The 23,822-nt window shown below is 73.4% G+C and carries 20 protein-coding genes; 9 read left to right on the top strand and 11 right to left on the bottom strand.

Annotated features, from left to right (window positions below):
• Positions 1-7 precede the first annotated feature (7 nt).
• From ACH427_RS02605 to ACH427_RS02580, 6 genes are read right to left on the bottom strand one after another with little or no spacing between them, the layout of a single operon-like run.
• Positions 8-1,258, bottom strand: coding sequence for an MFS transporter (locus ACH427_RS02605; RefSeq protein ID WP_398867526.1), 1,251 nt, complete (start codon positions 1,256-1,258; stop codon positions 8-10).
• Positions 1,255-2,451, bottom strand: a complete 1,197-nt coding sequence (locus ACH427_RS02600) for an acyl-CoA dehydrogenase family protein (protein WP_398867525.1) — start codon at positions 2,449-2,451, stop codon at positions 1,255-1,257. Before ACH427_RS02600 ends, ACH427_RS02605 begins: the two co-directional genes overlap by 4 nt.
• 29 nt (positions 2,452-2,480) lie before the next feature.
• Positions 2,481-3,650: an acyl-CoA dehydrogenase family protein gene (locus ACH427_RS02595; RefSeq protein WP_398867524.1), complete on the bottom strand. Its 1,170-nt coding sequence runs from the start codon at positions 3,648-3,650 to the stop codon at positions 2,481-2,483.
• On the bottom strand, positions 3,647-3,910 hold the full coding sequence (locus ACH427_RS02590) for an acyl carrier protein (protein WP_398867523.1): 264 nt from the start codon (positions 3,908-3,910) through the stop codon (positions 3,647-3,649). Before ACH427_RS02590 ends, ACH427_RS02595 begins: the two co-directional genes overlap by 4 nt.
• Before the next feature lie 24 nt (positions 3,911-3,934).
• Entirely contained in the window at positions 3,935-5,485 is a 1,551-nt protein-coding gene (locus ACH427_RS02585; RefSeq protein ID WP_398867522.1) for an amino acid adenylation domain-containing protein, read from the bottom strand.
• Positions 5,482-6,294 carry an alpha/beta fold hydrolase gene (locus ACH427_RS02580; protein ID WP_398867521.1) on the bottom strand — a complete coding sequence of 271 codons (813 nt, stop codon included), beginning with the start codon at positions 6,292-6,294 and terminating at the stop codon, positions 5,482-5,484. The genes ACH427_RS02585 and ACH427_RS02580 overlap by 4 nt, the downstream gene beginning before the upstream one ends.
• A gap of 1,366 nt (positions 6,295-7,660) precedes the next feature.
• On the opposite strand from ACH427_RS02580, the gene ACH427_RS02575 reads away from it, so the two are divergent.
• Positions 7,661-8,683 (top strand): DMT family transporter, encoded by a 1,023-nt coding sequence (locus ACH427_RS02575; RefSeq protein WP_398867520.1) that lies wholly within the window; start codon positions 7,661-7,663, stop codon positions 8,681-8,683.
• A gap of 14 nt (positions 8,684-8,697) precedes the next feature.
• Here ACH427_RS02575 and ACH427_RS02570 read toward each other — a convergent pair whose 3' ends face one another.
• Positions 8,698-9,402: an endonuclease V gene (locus ACH427_RS02570; RefSeq protein WP_398867519.1), complete on the bottom strand. Its 705-nt coding sequence runs from the start codon at positions 9,400-9,402 to the stop codon at positions 8,698-8,700.
• A 68-nt stretch (positions 9,403-9,470) separates the two neighbouring features.
• Here ACH427_RS02570 and ACH427_RS02565 point away from each other — a divergent pair, with 68 nt between their 5' ends.
• The 3 genes from ACH427_RS02565 (at position 9,471) to ACH427_RS02555 (ending at position 11,580) form a co-directional block, all read left to right on the top strand.
• On the top strand, positions 9,471-9,770 hold the full coding sequence (locus ACH427_RS02565) for a YciI family protein (protein ID WP_398867518.1): 300 nt from the start codon (positions 9,471-9,473) through the stop codon (positions 9,768-9,770).
• 85 nt (positions 9,771-9,855) lie between these two features.
• Positions 9,856-11,037, top strand: a complete 1,182-nt coding sequence (locus tag ACH427_RS02560; protein WP_398867517.1) for a sensor histidine kinase — start codon at positions 9,856-9,858, stop codon at positions 11,035-11,037.
• A 129-nt stretch (positions 11,038-11,166) separates the two neighbouring features.
• Positions 11,167-11,580, top strand: coding sequence for an SsgA family sporulation/cell division regulator (locus tag ACH427_RS02555; protein ID WP_398867516.1), 414 nt, complete (start codon positions 11,167-11,169; stop codon positions 11,578-11,580).
• Positions 11,581-11,627: 47 nt separating this feature from the next.
• Here the strand turns inward: ACH427_RS02555 and ACH427_RS02550 are convergent, their stop codons facing one another.
• Together ACH427_RS02550 and ACH427_RS02545 are read right to left on the bottom strand one after the other, a co-directional pair.
• Positions 11,628-13,163 carry a hypothetical protein gene (locus tag ACH427_RS02550; RefSeq protein WP_398867515.1) on the bottom strand — a complete coding sequence of 512 codons (1,536 nt, stop codon included), beginning with the start codon at positions 13,161-13,163 and terminating at the stop codon, positions 11,628-11,630.
• Between the two features lie 17 nt (positions 13,164-13,180).
• A complete protein-coding gene (locus tag ACH427_RS02545; protein ID WP_398867514.1) occupies positions 13,181-13,687 on the bottom strand; it encodes an inorganic diphosphatase in 507 nt (168 codons plus the stop codon).
• A 271-nt stretch (positions 13,688-13,958) separates the two neighbouring features.
• Here ACH427_RS02545 and ACH427_RS02540 point away from each other — a divergent pair, with 271 nt between their 5' ends.
• The 5 genes from ACH427_RS02540 (at position 13,959) to ACH427_RS02520 (ending at position 20,909) form a co-directional block, all read left to right on the top strand.
• A complete protein-coding gene (locus tag ACH427_RS02540) occupies positions 13,959-14,891 on the top strand; it encodes a dihydrodipicolinate synthase family protein (RefSeq protein ID WP_398867513.1) in 933 nt (310 codons plus the stop codon).
• A gap of 226 nt (positions 14,892-15,117) precedes the next feature.
• Complete coding sequence (locus ACH427_RS02535) at positions 15,118-16,257, top strand: CaiB/BaiF CoA transferase family protein (RefSeq protein ID WP_398867512.1); 1,140 nt, start codon at positions 15,118-15,120, stop codon at positions 16,255-16,257.
• Positions 16,254-17,396: an acyl-CoA dehydrogenase family protein gene (locus tag ACH427_RS02530; RefSeq protein WP_398867511.1), complete on the top strand. Its 1,143-nt coding sequence runs from the start codon at positions 16,254-16,256 to the stop codon at positions 17,394-17,396. Before ACH427_RS02535 ends, ACH427_RS02530 begins: the two co-directional genes overlap by 4 nt.
• Before the next feature lie 65 nt (positions 17,397-17,461).
• Positions 17,462-18,676 (top strand): acetyl-CoA C-acetyltransferase, encoded by a 1,215-nt coding sequence (locus ACH427_RS02525; protein ID WP_398867510.1) that lies wholly within the window; start codon positions 17,462-17,464, stop codon positions 18,674-18,676.
• A gap of 67 nt (positions 18,677-18,743) precedes the next feature.
• Positions 18,744-20,909, top strand: coding sequence for a 3-hydroxyacyl-CoA dehydrogenase NAD-binding domain-containing protein (locus tag ACH427_RS02520; protein WP_398867509.1), 2,166 nt, complete (start codon positions 18,744-18,746; stop codon positions 20,907-20,909).
• Between the two features lie 308 nt (positions 20,910-21,217).
• Here the strand turns inward: ACH427_RS02520 and ACH427_RS02515 are convergent, their stop codons facing one another.
• Together ACH427_RS02515 and ACH427_RS02510 are read right to left on the bottom strand one after the other, a co-directional pair.
• Positions 21,218-21,931 (bottom strand): MerR family transcriptional regulator, encoded by a 714-nt coding sequence (locus tag ACH427_RS02515; protein WP_398867508.1) that lies wholly within the window; start codon positions 21,929-21,931, stop codon positions 21,218-21,220.
• A 156-nt stretch (positions 21,932-22,087) separates the two neighbouring features.
• The gene (locus ACH427_RS02510; protein ID WP_398867507.1) at positions 22,088-23,593 is read right to left on the bottom strand and encodes a M1 family metallopeptidase; all 1,506 of its coding nucleotides are present in this window, start codon (positions 23,591-23,593) and stop codon (positions 22,088-22,090) included.
• Positions 23,594-23,822 lie beyond the last annotated feature (229 nt).

The following is a 23,822-nucleotide window of genomic DNA, read 5'->3' as shown; positions in this document are numbered from 1 at the left end:
GCGTCGGTCATGACGTCCTCGTCGGGTGTGCCGCCCGGGAGGCGACCGCGGCCGTGACCGTGACGCTCGCCACGCACAGCACCGTCACCACCCCGGCGAAGATGCCCGCCGCCGTCATCAGCGTGCCGTGCGACAGCAGCACGGCCACACCGACGACCGGCAGGGTCAGGCCCAGATACGCGGCGACGAAATAGCTGGAGACGAGCTCCGAGACCCGGCCGGGCAGCGCCTGCGACGCCACCAGCGCCAGGCCGGACTTGAAGGAGGTGCCCGCGCCCGCGCCCCCGAGCACCGAGCCGCAGAGGAAGAGCGGCAGCGAAGCCGCGGACAGCCCCGCCAGGATCAGCGCGAGCCCCAGCGGCACGCCGGCCATGCCCACTGCCAGACCGGTGCGCGGCGGCAGCCGCACGGCCAACAGCTGGGCCGCCCCCGCGGAGCCGAAGGCGCTGAACGCCACCAGTCCGACCGCGAGATGACTGTGGTCGTGCAAGCCCTGGACGAGGAAGTTCCCCGCCAGCGAGGCCAGCAGTCCCAGCAGGGCGAAGGAGGCGAACACCGCGACCGCCGCCGCGGCGAAGCTCCGCCGCGCGGGCGCGGGCACGCTCAGGCGCTGCGGCCGGATCCCGCCGCCGCGCGGTGCGACGGGTTCGGGCAGCGCCGCCAGGGCGAGCCCCGGCAGCAGCAGGACGGTCAGGACCACGTACGGCAGGACGGTGGGGGCGGGGGCGTACTCCACCAGCAGCCCCGACAGCAGGGAACCGCAGCCCAGTCCGGCCATGTTGGTCACCGACGCGATCAGTGCCGCCCGGGGCCGGACCGGGTGCAGCTCCGCCAGATAGGCGGTGGCCGCGCCCGTGGTCAGCCCGACGGAGACGCCGGACAGCACGCGCCCGGCGAACAGGCCGGGGAGCGTCGGGAAGAGGATGAAGACGACGCTGCTGACGGCGGCCACCAGCAGCGCCGGGGCGAGCGTGGCCCGCCGCCCGATCTGGTCCGAGAGCCCTCCGAACAGCAGCAGGGAGAGGAGGATGCCGCCCGCGTACGCCGCGAAGACCAGGGCCACGATCGGCGGGGACAGGTGCAGGCGCTGCGCGTACAGCGCGTAGACGGGCGTCGGGATGGTGCCGCCCGCCATCACCACGAACAGCACACAGGTGACGACGGGCACGGCGGTGCGCGGTGCCCCGGGCGGTGGCGGCACGGCGGTGGCGGGCGCGCCCCCGGTGGCGGTCTGCCCGTGCCGGCTGACGGCGCTCACCAGTCGAAGGCCGTCGCGTCGTGGAGGTTGACGCCGAGGGCCGCCTTGCCGAGGTACTCCAGGCACTCCTCCGGCTTGGCGGGCATCACGGAGGCGAACGACGCCTCCCGCAGCAGCCGTTCCAGCGGGAGCGAGCGGCTGAGCGCCGCCGACCCGCAGATGCGGACGGCGTCCTGGGCGAGTGCCGGGCCGACCTCGCCGACGACGTACTTCGCGGCGTGCACCGCCGCGTTGGCCTCCACCGTGCCCCGGCCGCTGTCGATCCGCGCGCCCGCCTCGTGGACCAGCGCCCGTGCCGCGCTGAGCCGCGCGGACATCCGGCCGAGCTCCCGTTGCAGCACCGGGGAGCCGGCGCGGCGGGGCGAGGCGGCGACGTGGTCGGTGGTGAAGCGCAGGACCGCCTCGGCGATGCCCAGATACGCGCCGGTGTAGCCGGAGATCATCCAGTGCGGCTCGCGCACCAGCTTGTACATCGACATCCCCTCGACCCCGAGGAAGAGCCGGGAGCGCGGCACGGGCACGGCGTCGAGGACCATGTTCGCGGTGCTGGTGCCGTACATCGCGGACAGGCTGTGCACCTCGCCGAAGCGGACGCCCGGGTCGTCGGCGGCCACCACGAAGTGCGAGACCTCGCCGCTGCCCGCCGTCCCCTCGGCGCGAGCCGCGACCACGTAGTAGTCGGCCACGCCCGCCAGTGAGACGAACGACTTCTCCCCGGTCAGGACATACCCCCGGCCGTCCGCGGCGGGACGGTGGGTGGTGCGCACGCCGCGGAGTTTGGCGCCGCTCCCGGCCTCGGAGGTGGCGGACGCGAAGATCTTCCGCCCGCTCACCACCTCGTCGTACACCCAGGAGCGGAAGGCGTCCGCGGCGGGCGGCAGCGGCATGGCCGCCGACTCGCACAGCGAGCCGATGGCGACGTTGTGCATGTTGAAGCCGAGGGCGGCGGCGCCGTTGTGGGCGCCCAGTACGGCCAGCACGCGGGAGTAGCCGGCGAAGCCGAGCCCGGCGCCGCCCGCCTCCCGCGGCACGAGCAGCCCCAGCAGGCCCGCGTCCTTGAGGACGCGGTACGTCTCGTGTCCGTCGGAACGGCCGGCGTCCACGTCGGCGGCCAGCGGCGCGAGGGCCGCGCCCGTCTTCTCGGCGAGTGCGAGGAGTTCTTCGAGGTCGGTGGGCAGCGGATCGATGGGCATGGAAAGGGCCATGAGGGGCCTTTCGGGAATCAGTTCTCTACGGGAAGGCCGAATTCTCGGGCGACGCCCACGCGCAGCAGGTCGTTGGGACCGGCGTAGGTGAGGGCCGCCATGGGGCTGTGCAGGTCCGCGGGGAGTTCGGAGTCGGCGATGAAGGCCCGGACGCCCGAGAGCGCGGTGGCGTGGCCCGTCAGCCGGACGTAGTCCTCCGACACGGAGATCTTGGTGAGCGCCGCCTCGGCGGACAGCCGGCGCGTGGGCGTGCCCGCGTCGAGCCGTGCCGCCATGCCGTACAGCAGGCTGCGGGAGCGGTGCAGGGCCAGCGCCATGTCGCTCACCCTGGCGGCCACTTGGTGGCTGGCGCCCATCCGGCGGCCGAAGTGGTCGCGCTCGGACGCCCAGGTGGCGATCCGCTGGAGTGTGCGCCGCATCGGCCCGAGGGCGTAGCCGAGCAGCAGGGCCCGCTCCCAGGTGGTGGTGGAGGAGAGGATGGCGAGGCCGGAGCCCTCCGCGCCGATCAGCCGGTCGGCGGTCAGGCGTACGCCGTCGAAGGCCAGCTCTCCCATGGGCACGCCCGGCAGCGCGGTCTTGGCGAACGCGTCGGCGCGGGTCACCCCTGGGGTGTCGACGGGGAAGAGGAAGGCGGACAGGGCGAAGGGCGACCGGTTCTCCTCGGTGCGGGCGAAGACCAGGGCCAGATCGGCCACCGGGGCCGCGGTGATGAAGGTCTTGGCGCCGTCGAGCACATAGCCGCCGTCCACACGGCGGGCCCGGGTGTCCATCGACAGCGGATCGCTGCCGCCCTTGCGCTCGGTCAGCGCGTGGCACAGCAGGGTCCGGCCGTCCTGGAGGCGGGCGAGGGAGCGCCACGCCTCCTCGGGGAGCACCGCCCGCAGGGGGTACTGCATGCCGAAGACCTGGGACGCCAGGGCGTAGACGATCCCGGGATCGACGCCCGCCAGGCCGATGCCCTCGATCATGGCGAGGGAGCGGGTGACGGGGCCGGGCTCCGCCGGCTCCGGTGCCGGCTCCGGCGGGTCCAGTCGCAGCACCCCGAGCCCGGCCAGCGCCTCCCACTGGTCGCGGAAGCCCTTGCCCGCCAGCTGCTCGGCCAGGGGCCGGGCCCGGTCGCGGCAGGAGCTCACCACGGCCTCGGTCGCGGTGGGGCCGGTGCGCAGCAGGCGGTCGGTCGCGGTCATCGCGCGGCCCCCGCCCCGATGTTCTCCAGGACGGCCCACAGGGCCGTGGGGCTGCGGAAGTTGGCGGCGACGATCTCGGTGTCCGGCAGGGTGAGACCGGCCTCGGTGTCGAGGGCGGTGACGATCTGCATGATGGTGAGCGAGTCGAGCAGGCCCGTTTCGAGCAGCGGGGTGTCGGGCCGGAGCCGCTGGGGCTCCTCCCCCCGACCCCAGGTGATCTTGCTGCTGATCAGGGCGCAGAGGTCTTCCACGGTGTGCACGGTCGGGCTCCTTCGGCGGGAGGTTCAGGCGGTGACGGTGGCGGTGGCGAGCGCGCGGCGGTCGACCTTGCCGCGGGCGTTGACGGGCAGCGGGCCGGTGGTGACGACCCGGTCGGGCAGCATGCGCAGGGGCAGGACGCCGCGCAGCCCCGCGAGGATGTCCTCCGCGGTCGCCGCGGTCGTGACGTACGCCCAGATCTCGCCCTGGTGCGCGCCGTCCTTGGCGACGACCGCGGCCGCGCCGACCCGCGGCAGGCCGAGCACGGCGCTCTCGACGTCGAGCAGGTCGATGCGGTGGCCGCGCCGCTTGACCTGCGAGTCGCCGCGGCCGCGCAGGAAGACGCGGCCGTCCTCGGTGATCCGGCCGATGTCGCCGGTGGCGTACGCGCGGCGCGGGACGCCGTCGCGGAAGACGACGGTGCGGGTGGGGTCGGTCAGCGCCCCGTCCTGGAGGTAGCCCTGGAAGACGGTGGCCCCGGCGACGAAGATCTCGCCCTGGCCGTCCGTGGGACGGCCGTCCTCGCCGAGGACGTCGACGGTGTCGCCCGCCACGGCCCGGCCGACGGTGATCTCCTCCTCGGCGGTCCAGTCGGCGGGCACCCGGCTGTAGGTGCACACATTGGTCTCGGTGGGCCCGTAGAGGTTGTAGAAGGGGATGTCGCCCAGGAGGCCGAGGTAGCGCTCCAGGAGGCGCGGCGGGAACGGCTCGCCCGCGAAGGCCGCGACGCGCAGCGAGGCGGGGAACCGCTCGGCGGCGCCGCCCTGTTCGAGCATGCCCTGATAGAGCGAGGGCACGGCGTAGAAGGCGGTGACGCGCTGTTCCGTGAGCCAGCCGACGACGTCGCGCGGGAAGGCCCGCAGCATGTCGGGCATCAGGACGGCGCAGGCGCCCGCGGCGGCCGTGCTGAACAGGTCGAAGGTCGTGAGGTCGAAGGTGAGCGCGGCCTGCGAGCCGACCCGGTCCGTCTCGGTCAGACCGAGCTCGGCGGCGGCCCAGAGGGCGAAGTGGGCGACGTTGGCGTGGGAGAGCAGGACGCCCTTGGGGCGGCCGGTGCTCCCGGAGGTGAACAGGACATAGCCGCCGCGGTCGGTGGGGGCGGGCAGGGGCGCGGGCCGGCCGGTGACGGGGACGGTACGGATCCAGTGGAGGCCGTGCTCCAGCTCGCCCTCCTCCTTCTGTGCGTCCGCCCCCGGCGGGGCGGCCTCCGCCGCGGCCTCGCGGGCTCCCGGCAGGGCCCGGCCGGAGGTGAGCAGGACGGAGATCCCCGCGCCGCGCACCATGTGCGCGGTCCGTACGGGCGGGTCCGCGACGTCGAGCGGGGCGACGACCGCCCCGGCACGCAGGCCCGCGTAGATGCCGAGGACCGCCGCCGTCCCCTTGGGGGCGTGCACACCCACCCGGTCGCCGGGCGCGACCCCGGCCGCGGCCAGCTGCCGCGCCAACTCCTCGACCGCGCCCTCCAGTTCGGCGTAGGTCCAGGTGCGTCCTTCGGCGCTCAGGGCCGGCCGGCCGGGGTGGCGGTGGGCGGAGGCGGTGAGCAGGGCGTCCAGCCGGACGCCGGCGGTGTCGCTCATGGGCGGGTCTCCTGGCGCGGCGCCGGTTCGGCGAGAGATGTGGAGAGGGATGCTGAGAGTGATCCGGTGAGGAAGGTGTGGACGGCTTCGATCACGTCGTCGGTCCGTTCCAGGTGCGGGGTGTGGCCGCAGCCGGCCAGCTCCAGGCGCTCCACGGGACCGGGCAGGGCGCGCCGCGCCGCGTCGAGGTGGGCCGTGGTGCCGTAGCGGTCGCGATCGCCCTGGACGAGGAGGACGGGGGCGGTGACTCCGGCGAGATCGGGCCGGATGTCCCAGTCGCGGAACTCCGGCGAGAGCCACACCTGGCTCCAGCCGTGGAAGACGGCCTCCGGGTCCTGGTGGTAGAAGGCCAGCTCACGGGCCAGCGGGCCGGACAGGAAGGCGGCGCGCGCCGCTTCGACGCCCCGCAGTGTGCGGTCCTCCACGAAGAGGTGCGGGGCCATCGCCACGGCGGCTTCGACGGGGTGCGCGGCCGCGTGCAGCAGCGCGATCGAGGCCCCGTCGCTGTGCCCGACGAGCACGGGCCTGTGCATGCCGAGCCGGTCGAGGAGCTCGGGCAGGACCTCGGACGCCTCCTCGTGCATATACCGGGGCGACCGCGGCAGCCGGGCCGGTCCCGAAGTGCCGTAACCATGGCGGGAGAAGACCAGCGCGCGCCGCCCGGTGGCCGCCGCGAGCCGTGCGGGAAAGCGCCGCCACATGGCGATGCAGCCGAGTCCTTCATGAAGGAGAACCAGAGGCGCCGCTTCGGGGTCGCCGCCGAGCACGGTGTATTCGACGGGGCCGCGCGATAACTCGATGGTGGACATCCGATGTCCTCGCTGTGAGTGCCGGTCGGGTGAACGGAGGAACGCCGACCATCGGCGGGTCCGATACTTGCTCACAGCAATGTATCCGTCAACTGCCTTCTGGATTAGGTGAGTTGAATCGGAAACGGCGGCGAGCACGGTAAACTGCGCGGTCCGCGGAATATGAAATTCCCACCCCGGCGGGGTGAGGTGCGCCGGTCCGGCGGTGGCCCGCCGGGTGTACACGCAGGGGGAGCCCGTTCGTCCATGATCAAGCGTCACATCACGGTGTACGCACTCCAGTTGGCGGCTCGCCGCATTCGAGGCGGTCCGGCCGGCACCCTTCCGGGGTGGTGGGTGCCGTCGAGCGAAAGGCGTCCTGGCCGCGGTAAAGCGGTGGTGTCCTGCCGCGCGTCACGGCTATCCTGAACTGCCCCTTTATTGCGTGGAGTCGATGCCATTCCATGCGCACCGGACGCCATTTCCTCGCGAGCCGTCCGGGAGCTCCGCCAGGGCCGTCCCGGAAAGAATCCTCCGGGCCCCCGAATCCTGCCCTTCCCGCCTCGCGCGGGCCTGTTCTCGTGCCGACGGTCGCGGTGGTCCGGCCGAGTCGGTGGATTCGCCCGGAAGGCGCGGCCATCGGGGGGTGGTCACACGTCGTAAAAATCCTCCTCATTTCCCGCTCCGCGCGGTGCCCGTCGGTGCCCCCGGAATCGGCGGCCATCGGGGCAGGCGACAAGGGGCGGGGCCGTCCGGGCGTAGGACGGCATACGGCAGAGAGCGGCACGCGGCCACCCGTGGTGCGTAGCGGCGAGGTGTCCGCGGAGGGGTTCCGCGCTCGGTGAGCGCGCGCCCGGGGTCGCTCCGCCGCGCGGGGCGGTCCGGGGCCGGAGCCACGGCGTCCGTACGTCAGCCGAAGGTGCCGGGCCCGCCGGGAGCGGCGACGGGCGACTCATATCGGACGGCGGAGGCCGTATCCGGCGAAATGGCCCCGCTCCGAGCCCGCAGATGTGCCGGAGCGGCGCTCGGCAGCGGGCAGGCCGCGCCCCCGTCACGCGGGACACCCTCCTGGCCGCCCCGGCCCGCCACTCGCGCGGGAGACGGCGCCGCTCCCGCCCGAATGCGGAATCCATAGCTCCGTAACCGGGGGTTTCCGCCGCCCGCGCGGAATTTCCCTGGATTCCGCGCGCCCATTCCACGCGAAAAGAAAAGGGAAAGGGTATTCAGGGGCTGTCGGGGGCGTCTCGGGGTGGCCCCTACGTGTGCCTGTGCACCCGTACTCCATCTGTAGTACCCGGCAGTCCGTTCTCAGGTACGACGACGCGCGCGGCCCGCAGAGGCATGGTGGAGGTATGAAGGGCTTCGGGACGGACCGGCGAGGGGTGACGTGAGCTCGCTGGTGATGTCGGTGCTGCTGTGTCTGGTGTCCGCCCTCTGCTACGCGGGCGCCGCCATCGTGCAGGAACGTGTCGCCACCACCAGCGCCGGTGGTGCCTGCGGTCCGCTGCGCCACCCGAGCTGGTGGGGCGCCGTGGGGCTGACCGGAGTGGGCGCCGGGCTGCACGTGCTGGCCCTGGCCTACGGCCCGCTCAGCCTGGTGCAGCCGCTGGGCGCGCTCACGATCGTCTTCGCCCTGCCGATGGCCGCGGTGTTCGCCCGCAGGCCCGTCGGCGCCGTCGGCTGGCGCGGCGCGCTGCTCGCCACCGGAGGGCTGATCGCGCTGCTGACGCTGACCGGGTCCCCGCGCACCGAGTTCCTGGACGACGGCGCGAGACCCGTGCTCGCCGCCGCGGGCCTCGGCGCCATCGTCGTCCTCATGGCCGCCGCGCGCTGGGTGCACCGCCCGGCCCCGCGGGGCGTGGTGCTGGCCTCCGCGGCCGGGGTCGCCTTCGGCCTGGGCTCCGTCTTCACCAAGGCCGCCGCCGAGGACTGGACCTCGCACGAGACCGGCTCCCTGCCGCTGGTGCTGGTCGGCGTCGTGGTCTTCGCCTCGGCCGGACTGCTGCTCTCCCAGACCTCCTACCGGGGCGCCGGTCTCGCCGCCCCGCTGGCCACGCTCACCGTCGTGAACCCCGCGGTCGCCGCCGCCATAGGGATAACGGTGCTCGGCGAGGGCTTCCGCTACGGACTGACCGGCGGGGTGCTGGCCGGCGTGGCCGGCGCGGTGGCCGCGAGCGGTGTGGTCACGCTGACGGTGCGCGACGCGGAGCGCGCGCCGTCCGGTCCGGCGTCCCTGCCCGCGGCGCGCGGTCCCGCCCCGGAAGCGCCGGGACCCGTGGGCCACGGGCCCGCGGGCGCGACCCCGTCGCGGCTGTGGCGGCCCGCCCCGGGCCCCGGCCGGACCGGCTTCGCCGCGTGCGGCCGCGACCGGCGGCCCGCGGCGCACTCGGGCTCGCCCCCAGGGGACTGAGACTCCCCGCGGGCCTAGAGCCCCGCGGACGCCGTGCGCAGAGCCGCACGGCACAGCGCGTCCGCCGCCCGCGTCGTCTCCGGCAGCCGGAAGTCACGGGCCAGCCGCAGGGTGAATCCGCAGGCGTGGTCCAGGCTCACCCGGTGGCCGACCGACACGAAGACCGGCTTCACACCGGCCCGGGTGCGCACGGCGCGGCCCACTTCCTCCTCGCCGTCCAGCAGCGGCGAGGCGTCACCGCGCAGCGGCCCCGGTTCCGCGTGGCGGAAGGTGAAGGGGTTCTTGGCGACGCCGATCGTCGGCAGGTCTGTCAGGACGCCGAGGTGGCTCGCCAGGCCGAAGCGGCGCGGGTGCGCGAGCCCGTAGCCGTCGCAGACCACGAGGCCGGGGCTGACCGGCAGCCGGTCCAGCACGGCCAGGACGGTGGGGATCTCACGGAAGGCGAGCAGCCCGGGGACGTACGGGAAGGCGATGCGGCCGACCGCCGTGGCCTCGGCCACCACCTCCAGGGTGCCGCTGTCGAGCGCGACGGCCGCCGCGGCGACGAGGTCCCGCTCGTCGTCGTAGGCGACGTCCACGCCGACGGCGATCAGCGGGGAGCCGGGGGAGGGGCCCGGCTCGTCCCGCACCACCCGGCCCCGCAACTCGTCCTGGACGGCGGCCGCTTCCGCCTCGGTCGTGGGCCAGCCCGCGGGCAGCTCGTCAGGTGTGTGGCTCATGATGCGCCTTACGCTACCGGCGGGGTGTGCCGAGGCGGCGGCGGGGCCGCGAGCGTAGCCTGTGGATCATGTTCGTACTTGAGCTGACCTACATCGCGCCGATCGAGCGCATCGACGCCGCACTCGCCGAGCACGTCGCCTGGCTCGACGCGCACTACGCCTCGGGCGTCTTCATCGCCTCCGGACGCAAGGTCCCGCGCGACGGCGGGGTCATCCTCGCCCTCGGCGACGACCGGGCGAAGATCGAGGAGATCACGAAGAGCGACCCGTTCATGGTGGCGGGGGTGTGCGAATACTCGATCACGGAGTTCATCGCGACGAAGACGGCGCCGCCGCTGGAGCAGTACCGCCAGGAGTTGCCGTCCTGAACAGTCAAAGATTCATCCTTTCGGCCCATGGCGGGTGGCTGTAAGGGCGATCCCCCGGCCCGGGGGCCGCTCATAACGTGAACGCATGGCCCCCATAACCCTGCCTTCGCCCCCCGACCGCCCTCCCGCCCCCCGGCCGACGCGCCGCCACGGGTGGCTGCTGGCCGGGCTGTGCGGGCTGTGGATGGTCGAGGGGCGGCTGCTCAGCCGGGGTGCCCCGTATCCCGGCTCGGCAGGGGGGCATCACGCGCACCTGGTGGTCTGGTGCGCCGGCCTGCTGGTCGCCGCGTGCGTGCTGCCCTGGGCCCCGCTCGCCGTGCGCGCGGTCGCGGCCGTCGCCGTCTCCTGGTCGGCGACCGGCTATCTGCTGACCGTCGGGGCACCCATGCCCGTGTGGGGGCTGACCGAGGGTGCGGCGCTGCTCGTCCTGCTGGCGCTGGTCGCCTGGCGGACGCCCGTGCGGGTCGCGGTGCCGCTGGGGGTCGCCCTGGCCGCGGGCGTGCTCGCGGCGCCCGTACGGGACGCCGACGCGCTGAGCACCACCGTGGTCGCCTACTCCCTCGTCGTGGCCGGGGTCGCCGCGCTGGGGCTGTGCCTGCGCTACCGCGACGTCGAGCGCGCCAGGGCCGTGGCCGCCGCCCGGGAGGCCGAACGGCTGGAGCTGGCCGGGGAGTTGCACGACTTCGTCTCGCACCACGTCGCCGCGATGACCCTGCTGGCGAAGGCCACCGGCTCGCTGGCCAGGGACGAACGGGTCGCGGCCTCGCTGCGGGACATCGAGGAGGCGGGCGGCGAGGCGATGACCACCGCCCGGCGGCTGCTGCGCGTGCTCCAGCAGGACGAGGCCTACCGGGAGCCGCTGCCCGGCCTGGACCGGATCGCGGAGCTGGTCGACGACTTCTCCCGCGCGAGCGGCGCCCCGCGCGTCTCCCTGCACGTCGACCCCTGCTTCGACGCCGGGCTGGCGCCCGAACTGGCCGCTTCCGTCCACCGCATCGTCACCGAGGCCCTGGCCAACGTCGCCAAGCACAGCCCCGGCGCCTCCTCCGTGGAGGTGGAGCTCCGGGACGCGGGCCCGCGCCTGTTCGTCTCCGTGCGCGACGACGGCCGCGGTCCGCAGCACGCCCGCCGCACCGCCGAGGACAGCGGCGGGCTGGGGCTGGTGAGCCTCACCGAGCGAGCCGACGCGATCGGCGGCTCACTGACCGCGGGACCGGTGCCGGGCGGGGGCTGGGAAGTGCTCGCGGTGCTGCCGGTCCAGCACTGACAGCGGGCGAGGGTGACGCAGGTCACATCCGATTCGTGCGGCTGACGTATTCGATCCGCCGTCTCTCCAGAAGAAGCAGAGAGAGGCACGGACCCGCACCACCCCATACCGACCGCAAGGGAGCACGCGTTGTCCACCGTCATCGACCAGGCTGTCCAGGCACGGCTGATCGCATCGGCCCCGAAGGACCGCGCCGTTCCCGCGCAGCTCCGTTATGTGCCCTCCGACCCCTTCGCGGTGCATATCGCGTTTCCTCCCATGGCGTCCCTCGACGGGGCGGACGTGGCATGGGAGTTCGCGCGCGAACTCCTGGCGCGCGGACTCACCTCCCCGGCCGGCGGAGGTGACGTGCACGTCTGGCCCTGCGGCCCGGACCGCACCGTGCTGGAGTTCCATGCCCCCGAGGGCATCGCCATGGTCCAGATCGCCACCTCCGAACTCCGCCGCTTCCTCGCCCGCTCCTACGCCCTCGTCCCCGCCGGCGCGGAGTCCGCGCACCTCGACCTCGACGCGGACCTGACGGCGCTCCTGCGGGAGGCGTAGCCCGGCCGGCGGGGGCTCTGCGGTGCTGCACAGGCGCGGGCCCGGCCCTACGGCGCCACGTACGCCACCCAGTCCGTGCCGCGCAGCGGGTGGGGCCGCCAGCCGCGCGCGTACGGCGGCAGATAGCCGTCCTCCGGGGCGTACAGCACGGCCATCGGCTCCCGTGCGGCGGCGCGTTCCAGCGCCGCCGCCGTGGTCGAGCGGTTGTTGCCCATCGTCTGCGCGGAGGCGCACCCCGCCTCGTACGCGATCGGCTGCGCCCGTGGCCCGCTGACCAGGCACGGCGCCCGCAGGCCCAGGCGCTCCAGGCCGTCCGCGGCGCGGCGGTAGCGCACGGTGGTGTCCCGCGCGTCCGCCGCGTTGGCCCGCAACCCCTCCAGCTGGACGACGAGATGCCCGGCCAGCACCGCGCACAGCAGCACGGCCACGGCGGTGCGGGCCCGGCCGCCCCGCGCGGACCGGAGCGCGCGGGCCGCGAGGCCGGCCACCGGCAGGGCGGCCAGCGCGTAGGTGGGCAGCAGGAAGCGCGGTGCGGAGTAGTCCAGCAGGAGCAGATAGGGCGCGGCGAGCGACAGCGCGCAGGCGACGGGCAGCAGGGTCACCGCCCTGCCGCGGCGGGCCCGCAGCGCCAACCCGCAGGCCGCGGCGGCGAGCACGGGGAGCAGCAGCCACCACAGCGAGTGGGTGAGCGGCGGCGCGGCGATGCGGCAGGGGCGGCAGAGCAGCGGCCCGTCGAGCCCGCGGTACGCCGCGGACAGTCCGCCGCCGAGGTGCGCGCCCATGCCGCCCTCGGTGTCGCTGGAGATGTCGAGCCGCTGGGCGATCCCGCCGAAGCGGACGTACGCCTCGACCGCCCACTGCGCCCCGCCCAGCGCGAGACCGCCGAGGACGGCCGCCACGGTGCCCGGGCGCCGCCAGGCGCGCACGGTCGCGCAGGCCGCGAGCAGTGGCAGGGCGAGCCAGACGCCGTCCGGCGCGCGGAAGAGGGTGGCCGCGGCCAGCGAGAGGGCGAGGCCGACGTGGGCCCGGCGGCCGCCGCCGTCGTCCCGGGCGCGCAGGAACCAGCCGACGGCCGCGACCGCCGTCAGCGCGACCCAGAGGTTCGGCATCACCTGAGGGCCGCTGAGCACCGTGATCCACAGACTGCCGAAGAGCGCGGCGGCGAGCGCGGGGCGCAGCCGCCCGAGCAGTGGCTCCCACACCTTGAACGCCGCGTACAGCGCCGCCGACGACAGCAGCACGAGCACCACGCGCAGGACGAGCGGGGAGGACGTCGCGGCGACGAAGGGAGCGACGAGGAAGGTGATGCCCCGGGAACGGGGAGCGCTGAAGAACGCGGCGGGGTGCCGGGGGTCGACCTGGGAGAGATAGACGGTCTCGTCCCAGCCGAGGTTCATGTGCGCGACGGCGTAGCAGAGTTGGGCGAGGCCGTAGAGGAGCGCGACGGCGGCGAGCGGCGGGATCCGCCGCGCCGGCGCCCGGTCCTCGGGCGCCGGCCGGTCCGGAAGGACCGGAAGGAGGGGATCGGGCAGCCGAGGGGGCGCCGTCCGCGCGCGGTCGGAGTGCCGTTCCGTGGGAGCCATGCCCCCTTCTACCGTATTTACGGCCGCTGTTGCCCCGCCTTCGCGGCGGCCGCCCGCCCCGCCGACGCGGCGATCTCCGCCTCCGCCGCCGCTCGGTCGGCCCAGCATGCTCCGCTGTCGACGGATTTGCCGGGTTCGAGCTCCTTGTAGACCTCGAAGAAGTGCTGGATCTCCAGCCGGTCGTACTCGGGCAAGTGCCGTAGATCTCTCATGTGTTCATGGCGCGGATCGTTCGCGGGCACGCACAGGACCTTGTCGTCCTCGCCCTGCTCGTCCCTCATCCGGTACATCCCGATGGCGCGGCAGCGGATGACCACCCCGGGGAACGTCGGCTCACCGGCGAGCACCAGGGCGTCGAGGGGCTCGCCGTCGGCGCCGAGGGTCTCCTCGATGAAGCCGTAGTCCGCGGGATAGCGGGTGGAGGTGAACAGCAGCCGGTCCAGCCGGATCCGGCCGCGTTCGTGATCCATCTCGTATTTGTTGCGGCTGCCTTGCGGGATCTCCACGACGACGTCGAAGTCCACGGGTGCCCTTCCCTTTGGCGGTCGGCTGCTCCCATGGTGGCGCGGTGCGCGACGGCACACCATGGTCCGGACCGGGGAGGCTGGAACGGATGTGGGGCGCCGCACAGCCAGCCCGGCCGGCGTTTGAGGCCGCCCGCCGCTGGGGGCACCTCCCAGCGGTAGCTGGGGGAGTCACGCACCCCCAGCCGAAATGAGTGCTCAGCCCAGCGTTTCCGCCCGCGGAGCCAAGGGCAGAGCCCTCGTCCGGAAGAAACGGTGGAAGGGGATCCGCATGCCGCTGTCCATGCCCCTCGGCGGGGTCGTGCCTCCTGTCTGTACGCCGCTCACGCCCGGCGGCGACGTGGACGTCCGCTCGCTCGGCGCGCTCGTGGAGCATGTGCTGGGGGCGGGCGTCGACGCCGTGTTCGCGCTGGGGTCCAGCGGGGAGGCCGCCTTCCTGACCGACGACCGGCGCGGCACCGCGCTGCGGGCCGTCGTGGAGGCGGTCGGCGGGCGGGTGCCCGTGCTGGCGGGGGCCATCGACATGACGACGGCCCGCGTCCTGGCGCACGCCCGCGTCGCGGAGTCCCTCGGCGCGGACGCGCTCGTCGTCACCGCGCCCTTCTACGCGGGTGCCCACCCCGCCGAGACCGCCGACCACTTCCGCCGGGTCCGGGCCGGCACGCGGCTGCCGCTGATCGCGTACGACATCCCGCCCGCCGTGCACAGCAAGCTCACCCCCGCCGTGCTCCTGCCGCTCGTGGAGGACGGCACGCTCGCCGGGCTGAAGGACAGCAGCGGTGACCTCGGCATGCTGCGCAGACTGCTCGTCGCCCTGCGCGAGCGCGGCCTCGACCGGAGGTTCGGCGTGCTCACCGGCTCCGAACTCGCCGCCGACGCCGCCCTGCTGGCCGGGGCCCACGGCGTCGTGCCGGGGCTGGGCAATGTGGACCCCGCCGGATTCGTACGGCTGTACGCGCACGCCCGCGCGGGCCGCTGGCGCGAGACGGCCGCCGAGCAGGACCGGCTGGCGGCGCTGTTCGCGCTCGCGGAGACGGGGGATCCGGTGGCGATGAGCGGCGGCTCGTCCGCGCTCGCCGGCTTCAAGACGGCGCTCCACCTGCTCGGCGTCATCGCCTGCCCGGCGACGGCTGCGCGTCCGGGCCTGCCACAGGAGTCGGTGCGGGTGGTGCGCCGACTCCTGGAAGAGGCCGGCTTGCTCTGACCGCTGACGCGCCGGCGCCTTCGGCGGGAGGGCCCTGCCCCCAGGCGCCGGACGGGCCGGGCGTGGCCGGTGCCGCCGTGCGAGCCGGCGCGGACTCACCCGTCCAAGTGCCGCCGGGCCACCGGGATTTTGCCCACCGCCGACCCCGGCCAGGTCTTGTGGAAAGGGGAACCCGTTCTTAACATCACGAGTGTTACAGCACTTGTGTCATAGGACTGGGGTCTGGATGGCAGAGACAGCGAACGGTCCGCTCACCGGCGTCCGTGTGGTCGAGCTCGCGGGAATCGGGCCCGCGCCGTTCGCCGCCATGCTGCTGGGCGACCTCGGTGCCGACGTCGTCCGCGTCGACCGCCCCGACGGCCCGGGGCTGCACATCGATCCGCGCCACGACGTCACCAACCGCAACAAGCGCTCGGTGATCGTGGACCTCAAGTCCCCGGACGGCCCCCCGGCCGTCCTCGATCTCGTCGAGCGCGCCGACGTCCTGCTGGAGGGCTTCCGGCCGGGCGTCGCCGAGCGGCTCGGCATTGGCCCCGAGGTCTGCCACGCCCGCAACCCCCGCCTCGTCTACGGCCGGATGACCGGCTGGGGCCAGGAGGGGCCGCTCGCCGACACCGCCGGGCACGACATCGCGTACATCGCCGTCACCGGCGCCCTCGGCCTGGCAGGGCCCGCCGGCGGCCCGCCGTACGCCCCCGCCAACCTCCTCGGCGACTTCGCCGGCGGCTCCCTCTATCTGGTCATCGGCGTCCTCGCCGCCCTCCAGCACGCCCGTGCCACCGGCACCGGCCAGGTCGTCGACGCCGCCATCGTCGACGGCACCGCCCACCTCACCGCACTCATCCACGGCATGCTCGCCGCGGGCGCCTGGCAGGACCGGCGCGGCGCCAACCTCCTCGACGGGGGAGCGCCCTTCTACGGGACGTACGAGACGGCCGACGGCGGCCACATGGCGGTGGGGGCGCTGGAGAAGCGCTTCTACGCGGAGTTCCTCGACCGCCTCGGCCTCACCACCGGGGCGCCCGACCGCGACGACCCCGCCCGGTGGGAGGCGCTGCGCGACGCCGTCGCCGTACGCTTCAAGCAGCGCACCCGTGCCGAGTGGACGGAGGTCTTCGCGCACTCGGACGCCTGCGTCGCGCCCGTTCTCTCCCTCCGGGAGGCCCCCGCCCATCCGCACCTCGCCGCCCGCGGCACCTTCGTCGAAGACGGCGGCCTCACCCAGCCCGCCCCCGCCCCGCGCTTCTCCGCCACCCCCGGCTCCGTGCGCCGCCCGCCCGCCCGGCCGGGCGCGGACACCGCCGAGGTGGCGCGCGACTGGGACGTCCCCCGCCTCGCCCCCCACCGGAAGGGCCCGCACCGATGAAGCGTCAGATCTTCACCGCCGACCACGAGGCGTTCCGCGGCACGGTGCGGACCTTCCTCGCCAAGGAGGTCGTGCCGCACCACGCCCGGTGGGAGCGCGAGGGCATCGTCCCGCGCGAGGTGTGGCTGGCGGCCGGGCGGCAGGGGCTGCTCGGCCCGGCCGTGCCCGAGGAGTACGGCGGCGGGGGCACCACCGACTTCCGCTACAGCGCCGTGCTCACCGAGGAATTCGCCCGCGCGGGCGCCGCCGGGCTCGCGGTCGGGCTGCACAACGACGTCATCGGGCCCTACCTCACCTCGCTCGCCACCGACGAGCAGAAGCGGCGCTGGCTGCCGGGCTTCTGCACCGGCGAGATCATCACGGCCATCGCGATGACCGAGCCGGGCGCGGGCTCGGACCTCCAGGGCATCCGCACCACGGCCGAGGACCGCGGTGACCACTGGCTGCTGAACGGCTCCAAGACCTTCATCTCCAACGGGATTCTCGCCGACCTCGTCATCGTCGTCGCGAAGACGACGCCGGAGGGCGGGGCGAAGGGGCTCAGCCTCCTCGTGGCCGAGCGGGGCATGCCCGGCTTCGAGCGCGGCCGCAACCTCGACAAGATCGGCCAGAAGGCCCAGGACACCGCGGAACTCTTCTTCCAGGACGTGCGGATCCCCAAGGAGAACCTCCTGGGCGAGCTCCACGGCGCGTTCGGCCATCTGATGACCCATCTCGCCCAGGAGCGCATGACCATCGCCGTGGCCGGGATCGCGGCCGCCGAGCACCTCGTGGAGCTCACCACCCGCTACGTCAAGGAGCGCGAGGCGTTCGGCCGGCCGCTCGCCAGGCTCCAGCACGTCCGCTTCGAGATCGCCGAGATGGCCACGGAGTGCGCGGTCACCCGCGCGTTCGTGGACCGCTGCATCACCGAGCACACCGCCGGAGAGCTCGACGCCGTGCACGCCTCCATGGCCAAGTGGTGGGCGACCGAGCTCCAGAAGCGCGTCGCCGACCGCTGTCTGCAACTGCACGGCGGGTACGGCTATATGGCCGAATACCCCGTCGCCAAGGCGTTCACCGACGGCCGGATCCAGACGATCTACGGTGGGACGACCGAGATCATGAAGGAGATCATCGGCCGCTCCCTGCTCGCCTGACCGCCGTCCTTGAGCCGCCCCCCGAGCCGCCCTGTTGAAGCCGCCCCCTCGAAAGGCCCACGACCTTGAGCACCGAAGCGTACGTATACGACGCGATCCGCACCCCGCGCGGCCGCGGGAAGGCCGACGGCGCCCTGCACGGCACCAAGCCCGTCGACCTCGTCGTCGGCCTCATCCACGAGCTGCGGCGGCGGTTCCCGGGCCTCGACCCGGCCGCCGTCGACGACATCGTGCTCGGCGTCGTCAGCCCCCTCGGCGACCAGGGCTCCGACATCGCCAAGGTCGCCGCCATCGCCGCCGGGCTGCCCGACACCGTGGCGGGCGTCCAGGAGAACCGCTTCTGTGCCTCGGGCCTGGAAGCCGTCAACATCGCCGCCGCCAAGGTCCGCTCCGGCTGGGAGGACCTCGTGCTCGCCGGTGGCGTCGAGTCGATGTCGCGGGTGCCCATGGGCTCCGACGGCGGCGCCTGGTTCGCCGACCCGATGACCAACTTCGAGGTCGGCTTCGTGCCGCAGGGCGTCGGCGCCGACCTCATCGCGACCCTGGGCGGCTTCTCCCGCCACGACGTCGACGTCTTCGCCGCCCGCTCGCAGGAGCGCGCGGCCCAGGCGTGGAAGGAGGGCCGCTTCGACCGCTCCGTGGTGCCCGTACGCGACCGCAACGGTCTCGTCGTCCTCGACCGCGACGAGCACGTACGCCCCGGCACCACCCCCGAGACCCTCGCGGGCCTCAAGCCCTCCTTCGCCACGATCGGCGAGCAGGGCGGCTTCGACGCCGTGGCGCTGCAGAAGTACCACTGGGTGGAGAAGATCGACCACGTGCACCACGCGGGCAACTCCTCCGGGATCGTCGACGGCGCCGCGCTCGTGGCCATCGGCAACCGTGAGACCGGCGAGCGCTACGGCCTCACCCCCCGCGCCCGCATCGTCTCCGCCGCCGTCTCCGGCGCCGACCCCACCATCATGCTCACCGGCCCCGCGCCCGCCTGCCGCAAGGCCCTCGCCAAGGCCGGGCTGACCGCGGCCGACATGGACCTGGTGGAGATGAACGAGGCGTTCGCCGCGGTCGTGCTGCGCTTCGCCCAGGACATGGACATCAGCCTGGACAGGATCAACGTCAACGGCGGGGCGATCGCGCTCGGGCACCCGCTGGGCGCGACCGGGGCGATGCTGCTCGGGACGGTCATCGACGAGCTGGAGCGGCGGGACCAGCGGTACGGGCTGGTCACGCTGTGCGTGGGCGGCGGGATGGGGATCGCCACCGTCGTCGAACGCCTGTAGTTCCCCGCCCCCGGCCCGCCGACGCCCGACGGGCCCCACCCACCCGAGCCTGATGGAGAACCCCCGGATGAGCCTGACCGACACCATTCGCTGGGAGCGGAGCGACGACGGCATCGTCACGCTCGTCCTGGACGACCCCGCGCAGTCCGCCAACACCATGAACGCCGCCTTCAAGGCGTCCCTCACCGCGACCGCCGACCGGCTGGAGGCCGAGCGGGAGTCCGTGCGGGGCGTCGTCATCACCTCCGCGAAGAAGACCTTCTTCGCGGGCGGCGACCTCAAGGAAATGATCAAGGTCGGCCCCGATGACGCCCAGCAGGTCTTCGAGACCTCCATGGCCATCAAGCGCGACCTGCGCCGGATCGAGACCCTCGGCGTGCCGGTCGTCGCCGCCGTCAACGGCGCGGCCCTCGGCGGCGGTTATGAGATCGCCCTCGCCTGCCACCACCGCGTCGCCCTCGACGCCCCGCACGTGAGGATCGGCCTCCCCGAGGTCACCCTCGGCCTCCTCCCGGCGGCCGGCGGCGTCACCCGCACCGTACGGCTCCTCGGCATCACCGACGCCCTGCTCAAGGTGCTGCTCCAGGGCACCCGCCACAGCGCGCGGCGCGCCCTCGACGCGGGCCTGGTCCACGAGGTCGCCGCCACCGGCGAGGAACTGCTGGCCAAGGCCCGTGCCTTCATCGACGCGCACCCCTCCTCCCGGCAGCCCTGGGACGAGAAGGGCTACCGCATCCCCGGCGGCACCCCGGCCAGCCCGCGCTTCGCGGCCAACCTCCCGGCCTTCCCGGCCACCCTCAAGAAGCAGCTCGGCGGCGCCCCCTACCCCGCGCCGCGCGACATCCTCGCGGCGGCCGTCGAGGGCTCGCAGGTCGACTTCGAGAACGCGCAGGTCATCGAGGCCCGTTACTTCACCGAGCTGGTCACGGGGCAGACCGCGAAGAACATGATCCAGGCGTTCTTCTTCGACCTCCAGACCGTCAACTCCGGCGCCGGCCGCCCGGCGGGCGTCGCACCCCGCAAGGTGACGAAGGCCGCCGTCCTCGGCGCCGGCATGATGGGCGCGGGCATCGCCTACGCCTGCGCCAAGGCGGGCATCGAGGTCGTGCTCAAGGATGTGTCCCAAGAGGCGGCGGAGAAGGGCAAGTCCTACTCCGCGGGCCTGCTGGCGAAGGCGCTGGCCAAGGGGCGTACCACCGAGGCCGAACGGGACGCGCTGCTCGCCCGGATCACCCCCACCGCCGACCCGCGGGACCTCGCGGGCTGTGACGCCGTCATCGAGGCGGTGTTCGAGGACCCGTCCCTCAAGCACAAGGTCTTCCAGGAGATCCAGCACATCGTCGCGCCCGACGCGCTGCTGTGCTCCAACACCTCCACCCTGCCGATCACCCTGCTGGCCGGAGGCGTCGAGAGGCCCGCCGACTTCGTCGGCCTGCACTTCTTCTCGCCCGTCGACAAGATGCCGCTGGTGGAGATCATCAAGGGCGAGCGGACCGGGGACGAGGCGCTGGCCCGCGCCTTCGACCTCGTCCAGCAGATCCGCAAGACGCCGATCGTCGTCAACGACTCGCGCGGCTTCTTCACCTCACGGGTGATCGGCCGGTTCATCAACGAAGGCGTGGCGATGGTCGGCGAGGGCATCGACCCCGCCTCAGTCGAACAGGCCGCGGCCCAGGCCGGCTACCCCGCCAAGGTGCTCACCCTGATGGACGAGCTCACCTTCACGCTCCCGCGCAGGATCCGCGAGGAGACCCGGCGCGCGGTCGAGGAGGCGGGCGGCACCTGGACCCCGCACCCGGCGGACGCGGTGCTCGACCGGATGCTGGACGAGTTCGGCCGCACCGGGCGCGGCGGCGGCGCGGGCTTCTACGACTACGTGGACGGCAAGCGGGCCGGCCTGTGGCCGGGTCTGCGCGAGCACTTCACCAAGCCGGACGCTGCCGTTCCGTTCGAGGACATGAAGGAGCGGATGCTTTTCGTGGAGGCGCTGGACACGGTGCGCTGCCTGGAGGAGGGCGTCCTGTCGTCGGTGGCCGACGCGAACATCGGGTCGATCCTGGGGATCGGCTTCCCGGGGTGGACGGGGGGCGCGCTCCAGTACATCAACGGATATGAGGGTGGTCTGCGGGGATTTGTGACGCGGGCGCGGGCCTTGGAGGCGGCGTACGGGGAGCGGTTCGCTGTGCCGGGGTTGTTGGCGGAGAAGGCGGATCGGGGCGAACGCTTCGAGTAGGGCGGATTCTTTCCCCAGTCCCGCCCCTTCCCGCGACTGGGGCAAGCCCCCAGCAACACGCTTCGCGCGTTGTCCTCGATCTCCCCCGGCTGACGCCGGGAGGTGCCCCCAACGGGCTGGATGTGGCTGAGCTCAGGCACATCCAGCCCGTTGGGCGATTGAGGACGCGGCCGCAGGCCGCTCCCGCCGCAGGCGGCAGACGGCCCCGCGGCCGGGGGCCCGGGGCACGCGCCCCGGTTTCGGGAAGGGGCGGGACCGGGCGAGAGCCCGCCGCAGGCGCAACGGTGTCGCACTCGCCCACCGCGGGGCTACCGCGCCCCACCCGCCTCCCCGTAGAGCCCCCGCAGCTCAGACCGCAGCGACCGCTGAAACGCCGTCACCAGCGCCTGCACCACGATCGGTTGCATATGCGCCGACAGGGACTTCATCGCCGCCACATCCGCCGCGTCCACCTCCTCCTCGAAGAGCCGCGTCAGTTCCCGCGCCGTCGCGCGGGCGTGGTCGAGGAGGATCGTGCGGGCGGCGACGAGTGCCTCGGGTGCGATGGGGACATCGAGCAGCCGGACGCCGAGGGGCAGCAGGGCCACGTCGGCCCGGAAGGCGTCCTCGGCGGCGAGGGGTTCCAGGACGCCCATCGCGGTGAGCCGCTCGATGTCCTCCTCGGTGAAGGCCCGGCCCGCCCGCCGCTCCAGCTGCGCGCGCGTCGTCTCCTGCGGCTTGTCCGGTGTCCAGGAGGCCACCAGGGCACGGTGGATGGCGAGGTCGTGCGGGCTGATCCCGTCGGGGAGCTGCCGCAGATAGCGTTCGATGGCGGCGAGGGTGAGGCCCTGGTGCTGGAGTTCCTCGATCAGGGCGAGCCGCGCGAGGTGCCCGGGGCCGTAGCGCCCGACCCGGCGGGGCCCGATCTCGGGCGGCGGCAGCAGCCCACGGGTGCCGTAGAAGCGCACGGTGCGCACGGTCACCCCGGCGCGGGCGGCCAACTCGTCGACGGTGAGGCCGGTTTCCTCGGTGTCCGTGGCCATCGGCGGCGCCTCGCTCTCTGTTCCGCACCTCTGGGGTTCAACAGTATTGCTGTACCACCGTCGCTGTGAAACCTCCCGGCCGCCCGGCCCGTACGGCACAGAGCCCGTCGCACCGCGGCGATCGCGGTGCGACGGGCCCTGCCGGCCGTGCGGGGATCAGTGCTGCGGGTGCGTGGCGGCCTGTGCCTCCTGGATCTTCTTCCAGGACTTCGGCTGGGCCGGGGCCTTGAGCGACTTCGCCGCCTTGGGCGCCGTGCCCGTGGAGTTCGGTGACACGGCCGGCTTGGAGGTGGCGAACAGCCAGGTGTCGAAGAGCTGCGCGAGCGGCTTGCCGGAGACCTTCTCGGCGAACGTCACGAAGTCCTGGATCGAGGCGTTGCCGTACTTGTTCGCGGCCGTCCACCCCTGGAGGATCTCGAAGAACGCCTTGTCGCCGACCTTGGTGCGCAGCGCCTGGAGCGCGAGGGCCCCGCGGTCGTAGACGGCGCGGTCGAACTGCTTGTCCGCGCCCGGGTCGCCCGGCTTGACCGTCCAGAAGGCGTTGTCGGCGGGCACGCCGCTGTAGATGTAGTCGGCGAGCTCCTGGGTGGTGCCCTCGCCCTCCTTCTCCGACCACAGCCACTGGGCGTAGGTGGCGAAGCCCTCGTTGAGCCAGATGTTGCGCCAGTCCTTCACCGAGACGCTGTCGCCGAACCACTGGTGGGCCAGCTCGTGCACGATCAGCGAGGTGTTGGCGCCGTTGCTGAAGCTGCCCGGGCTGTAGTACGGCCGGGTCTGGGTCTCCAGCGCGTAGCCCGTCTTCACGTTGGGCACGTAGCCGCCGACCGCGGTGAAGGGGTACGGCCCGAAGAGCGAGCTCTCCCAGTCGATGACCTCGGGGGTGCGCTCGATCGTCGCCCGGACGGCGGGGCCGTTCTCGCCGAGGTCCTTGCTGTAGGCGTTGAGGACCGGCAGCCCGTTGGCGGTGGTGTCCCGCGTGATGTCGAACTTGCCCACCGCGAGCGTGGTGAGGTACGTCGCCTGCGGCTTGGCGGAGCGCCAGTTGTAGCGCGTCCAGCCGAGCTTGGAGCTCTGCGAGGTCAGGACGCCGTTGCTGACGGTCTGGTAGCCGTCCGGCACCGACACCGAGATGTCGTACGTGGCCTTGTCCGTCGGGTGGTCGTTGCTCGGGAACCACCAGGCCGAGCCCTCCGGCTCCTGCGCCACGACCGCGCCGTCCGGGGTGCGGTTCCAGGCGGTGAAGTCGCCGACCTTCACCGTGGAGGGGGTGCCGCTGTAACGGACGACCACGCTGACGTCCTTGCCCTTGGGCAGGGCGGCGGACGGGGTGATCTCCAGCTCGTGGACGCCGGACCTGGCGAACGTGGCCTTCTTCCCGTTGACCAGGACCTCGTTCACGTCGAGCAGGAAGTCCAGGTTGAAGCGGGACAGGTCCTGGGTGGTGGTGGCGAGCAGGGTCGCCGTGCCCTCCAGCTTGTCCGTCTTCGGCTGGTACTTCAGCCTCAGGTCGTAGTGCGAGACGTGGTAACCGCCGTTCCCGGCGTCGGGGTAGTAGGAGTCCCCGACGCCCGGTGCGCCCGGCGTGGGCTCGGCGGCAGACGCGGGGATCGCCAGCAGCAGGCAGGCGGCGGCCGCGCCCGGAACGATGAGTCTGTGACGCACGAGTCACTCCAACTCGTAGACGATAACGATCACTCGGAGCCTATGAACTCACTGTGAGGGAGGGTATGTCCATGGGGCGTCCGACATGGGATCGTCATGCGCCTGTCACGAATCGGGTTTCCGGCCACCTTGTGCTTGTTCCTTTACATCGGGTGGTCACTCTCTGTATTGAGGCTGTGGTCGCTGTGGTCTGTTCCGGTCGCGTTCGATCAGCGTCTCGGGTCGCTTG

Source organism: Streptomyces sp. NPDC020379 (assembly GCF_044387105.1).
Taxonomy (GTDB): domain Bacteria; phylum Actinomycetota; class Actinomycetes; order Streptomycetales; family Streptomycetaceae; genus Streptomyces.
The sequence above is the reverse complement of the archived record's forward strand: the minus strand, read 5'-3'. Positions and strand labels throughout refer to the sequence as shown.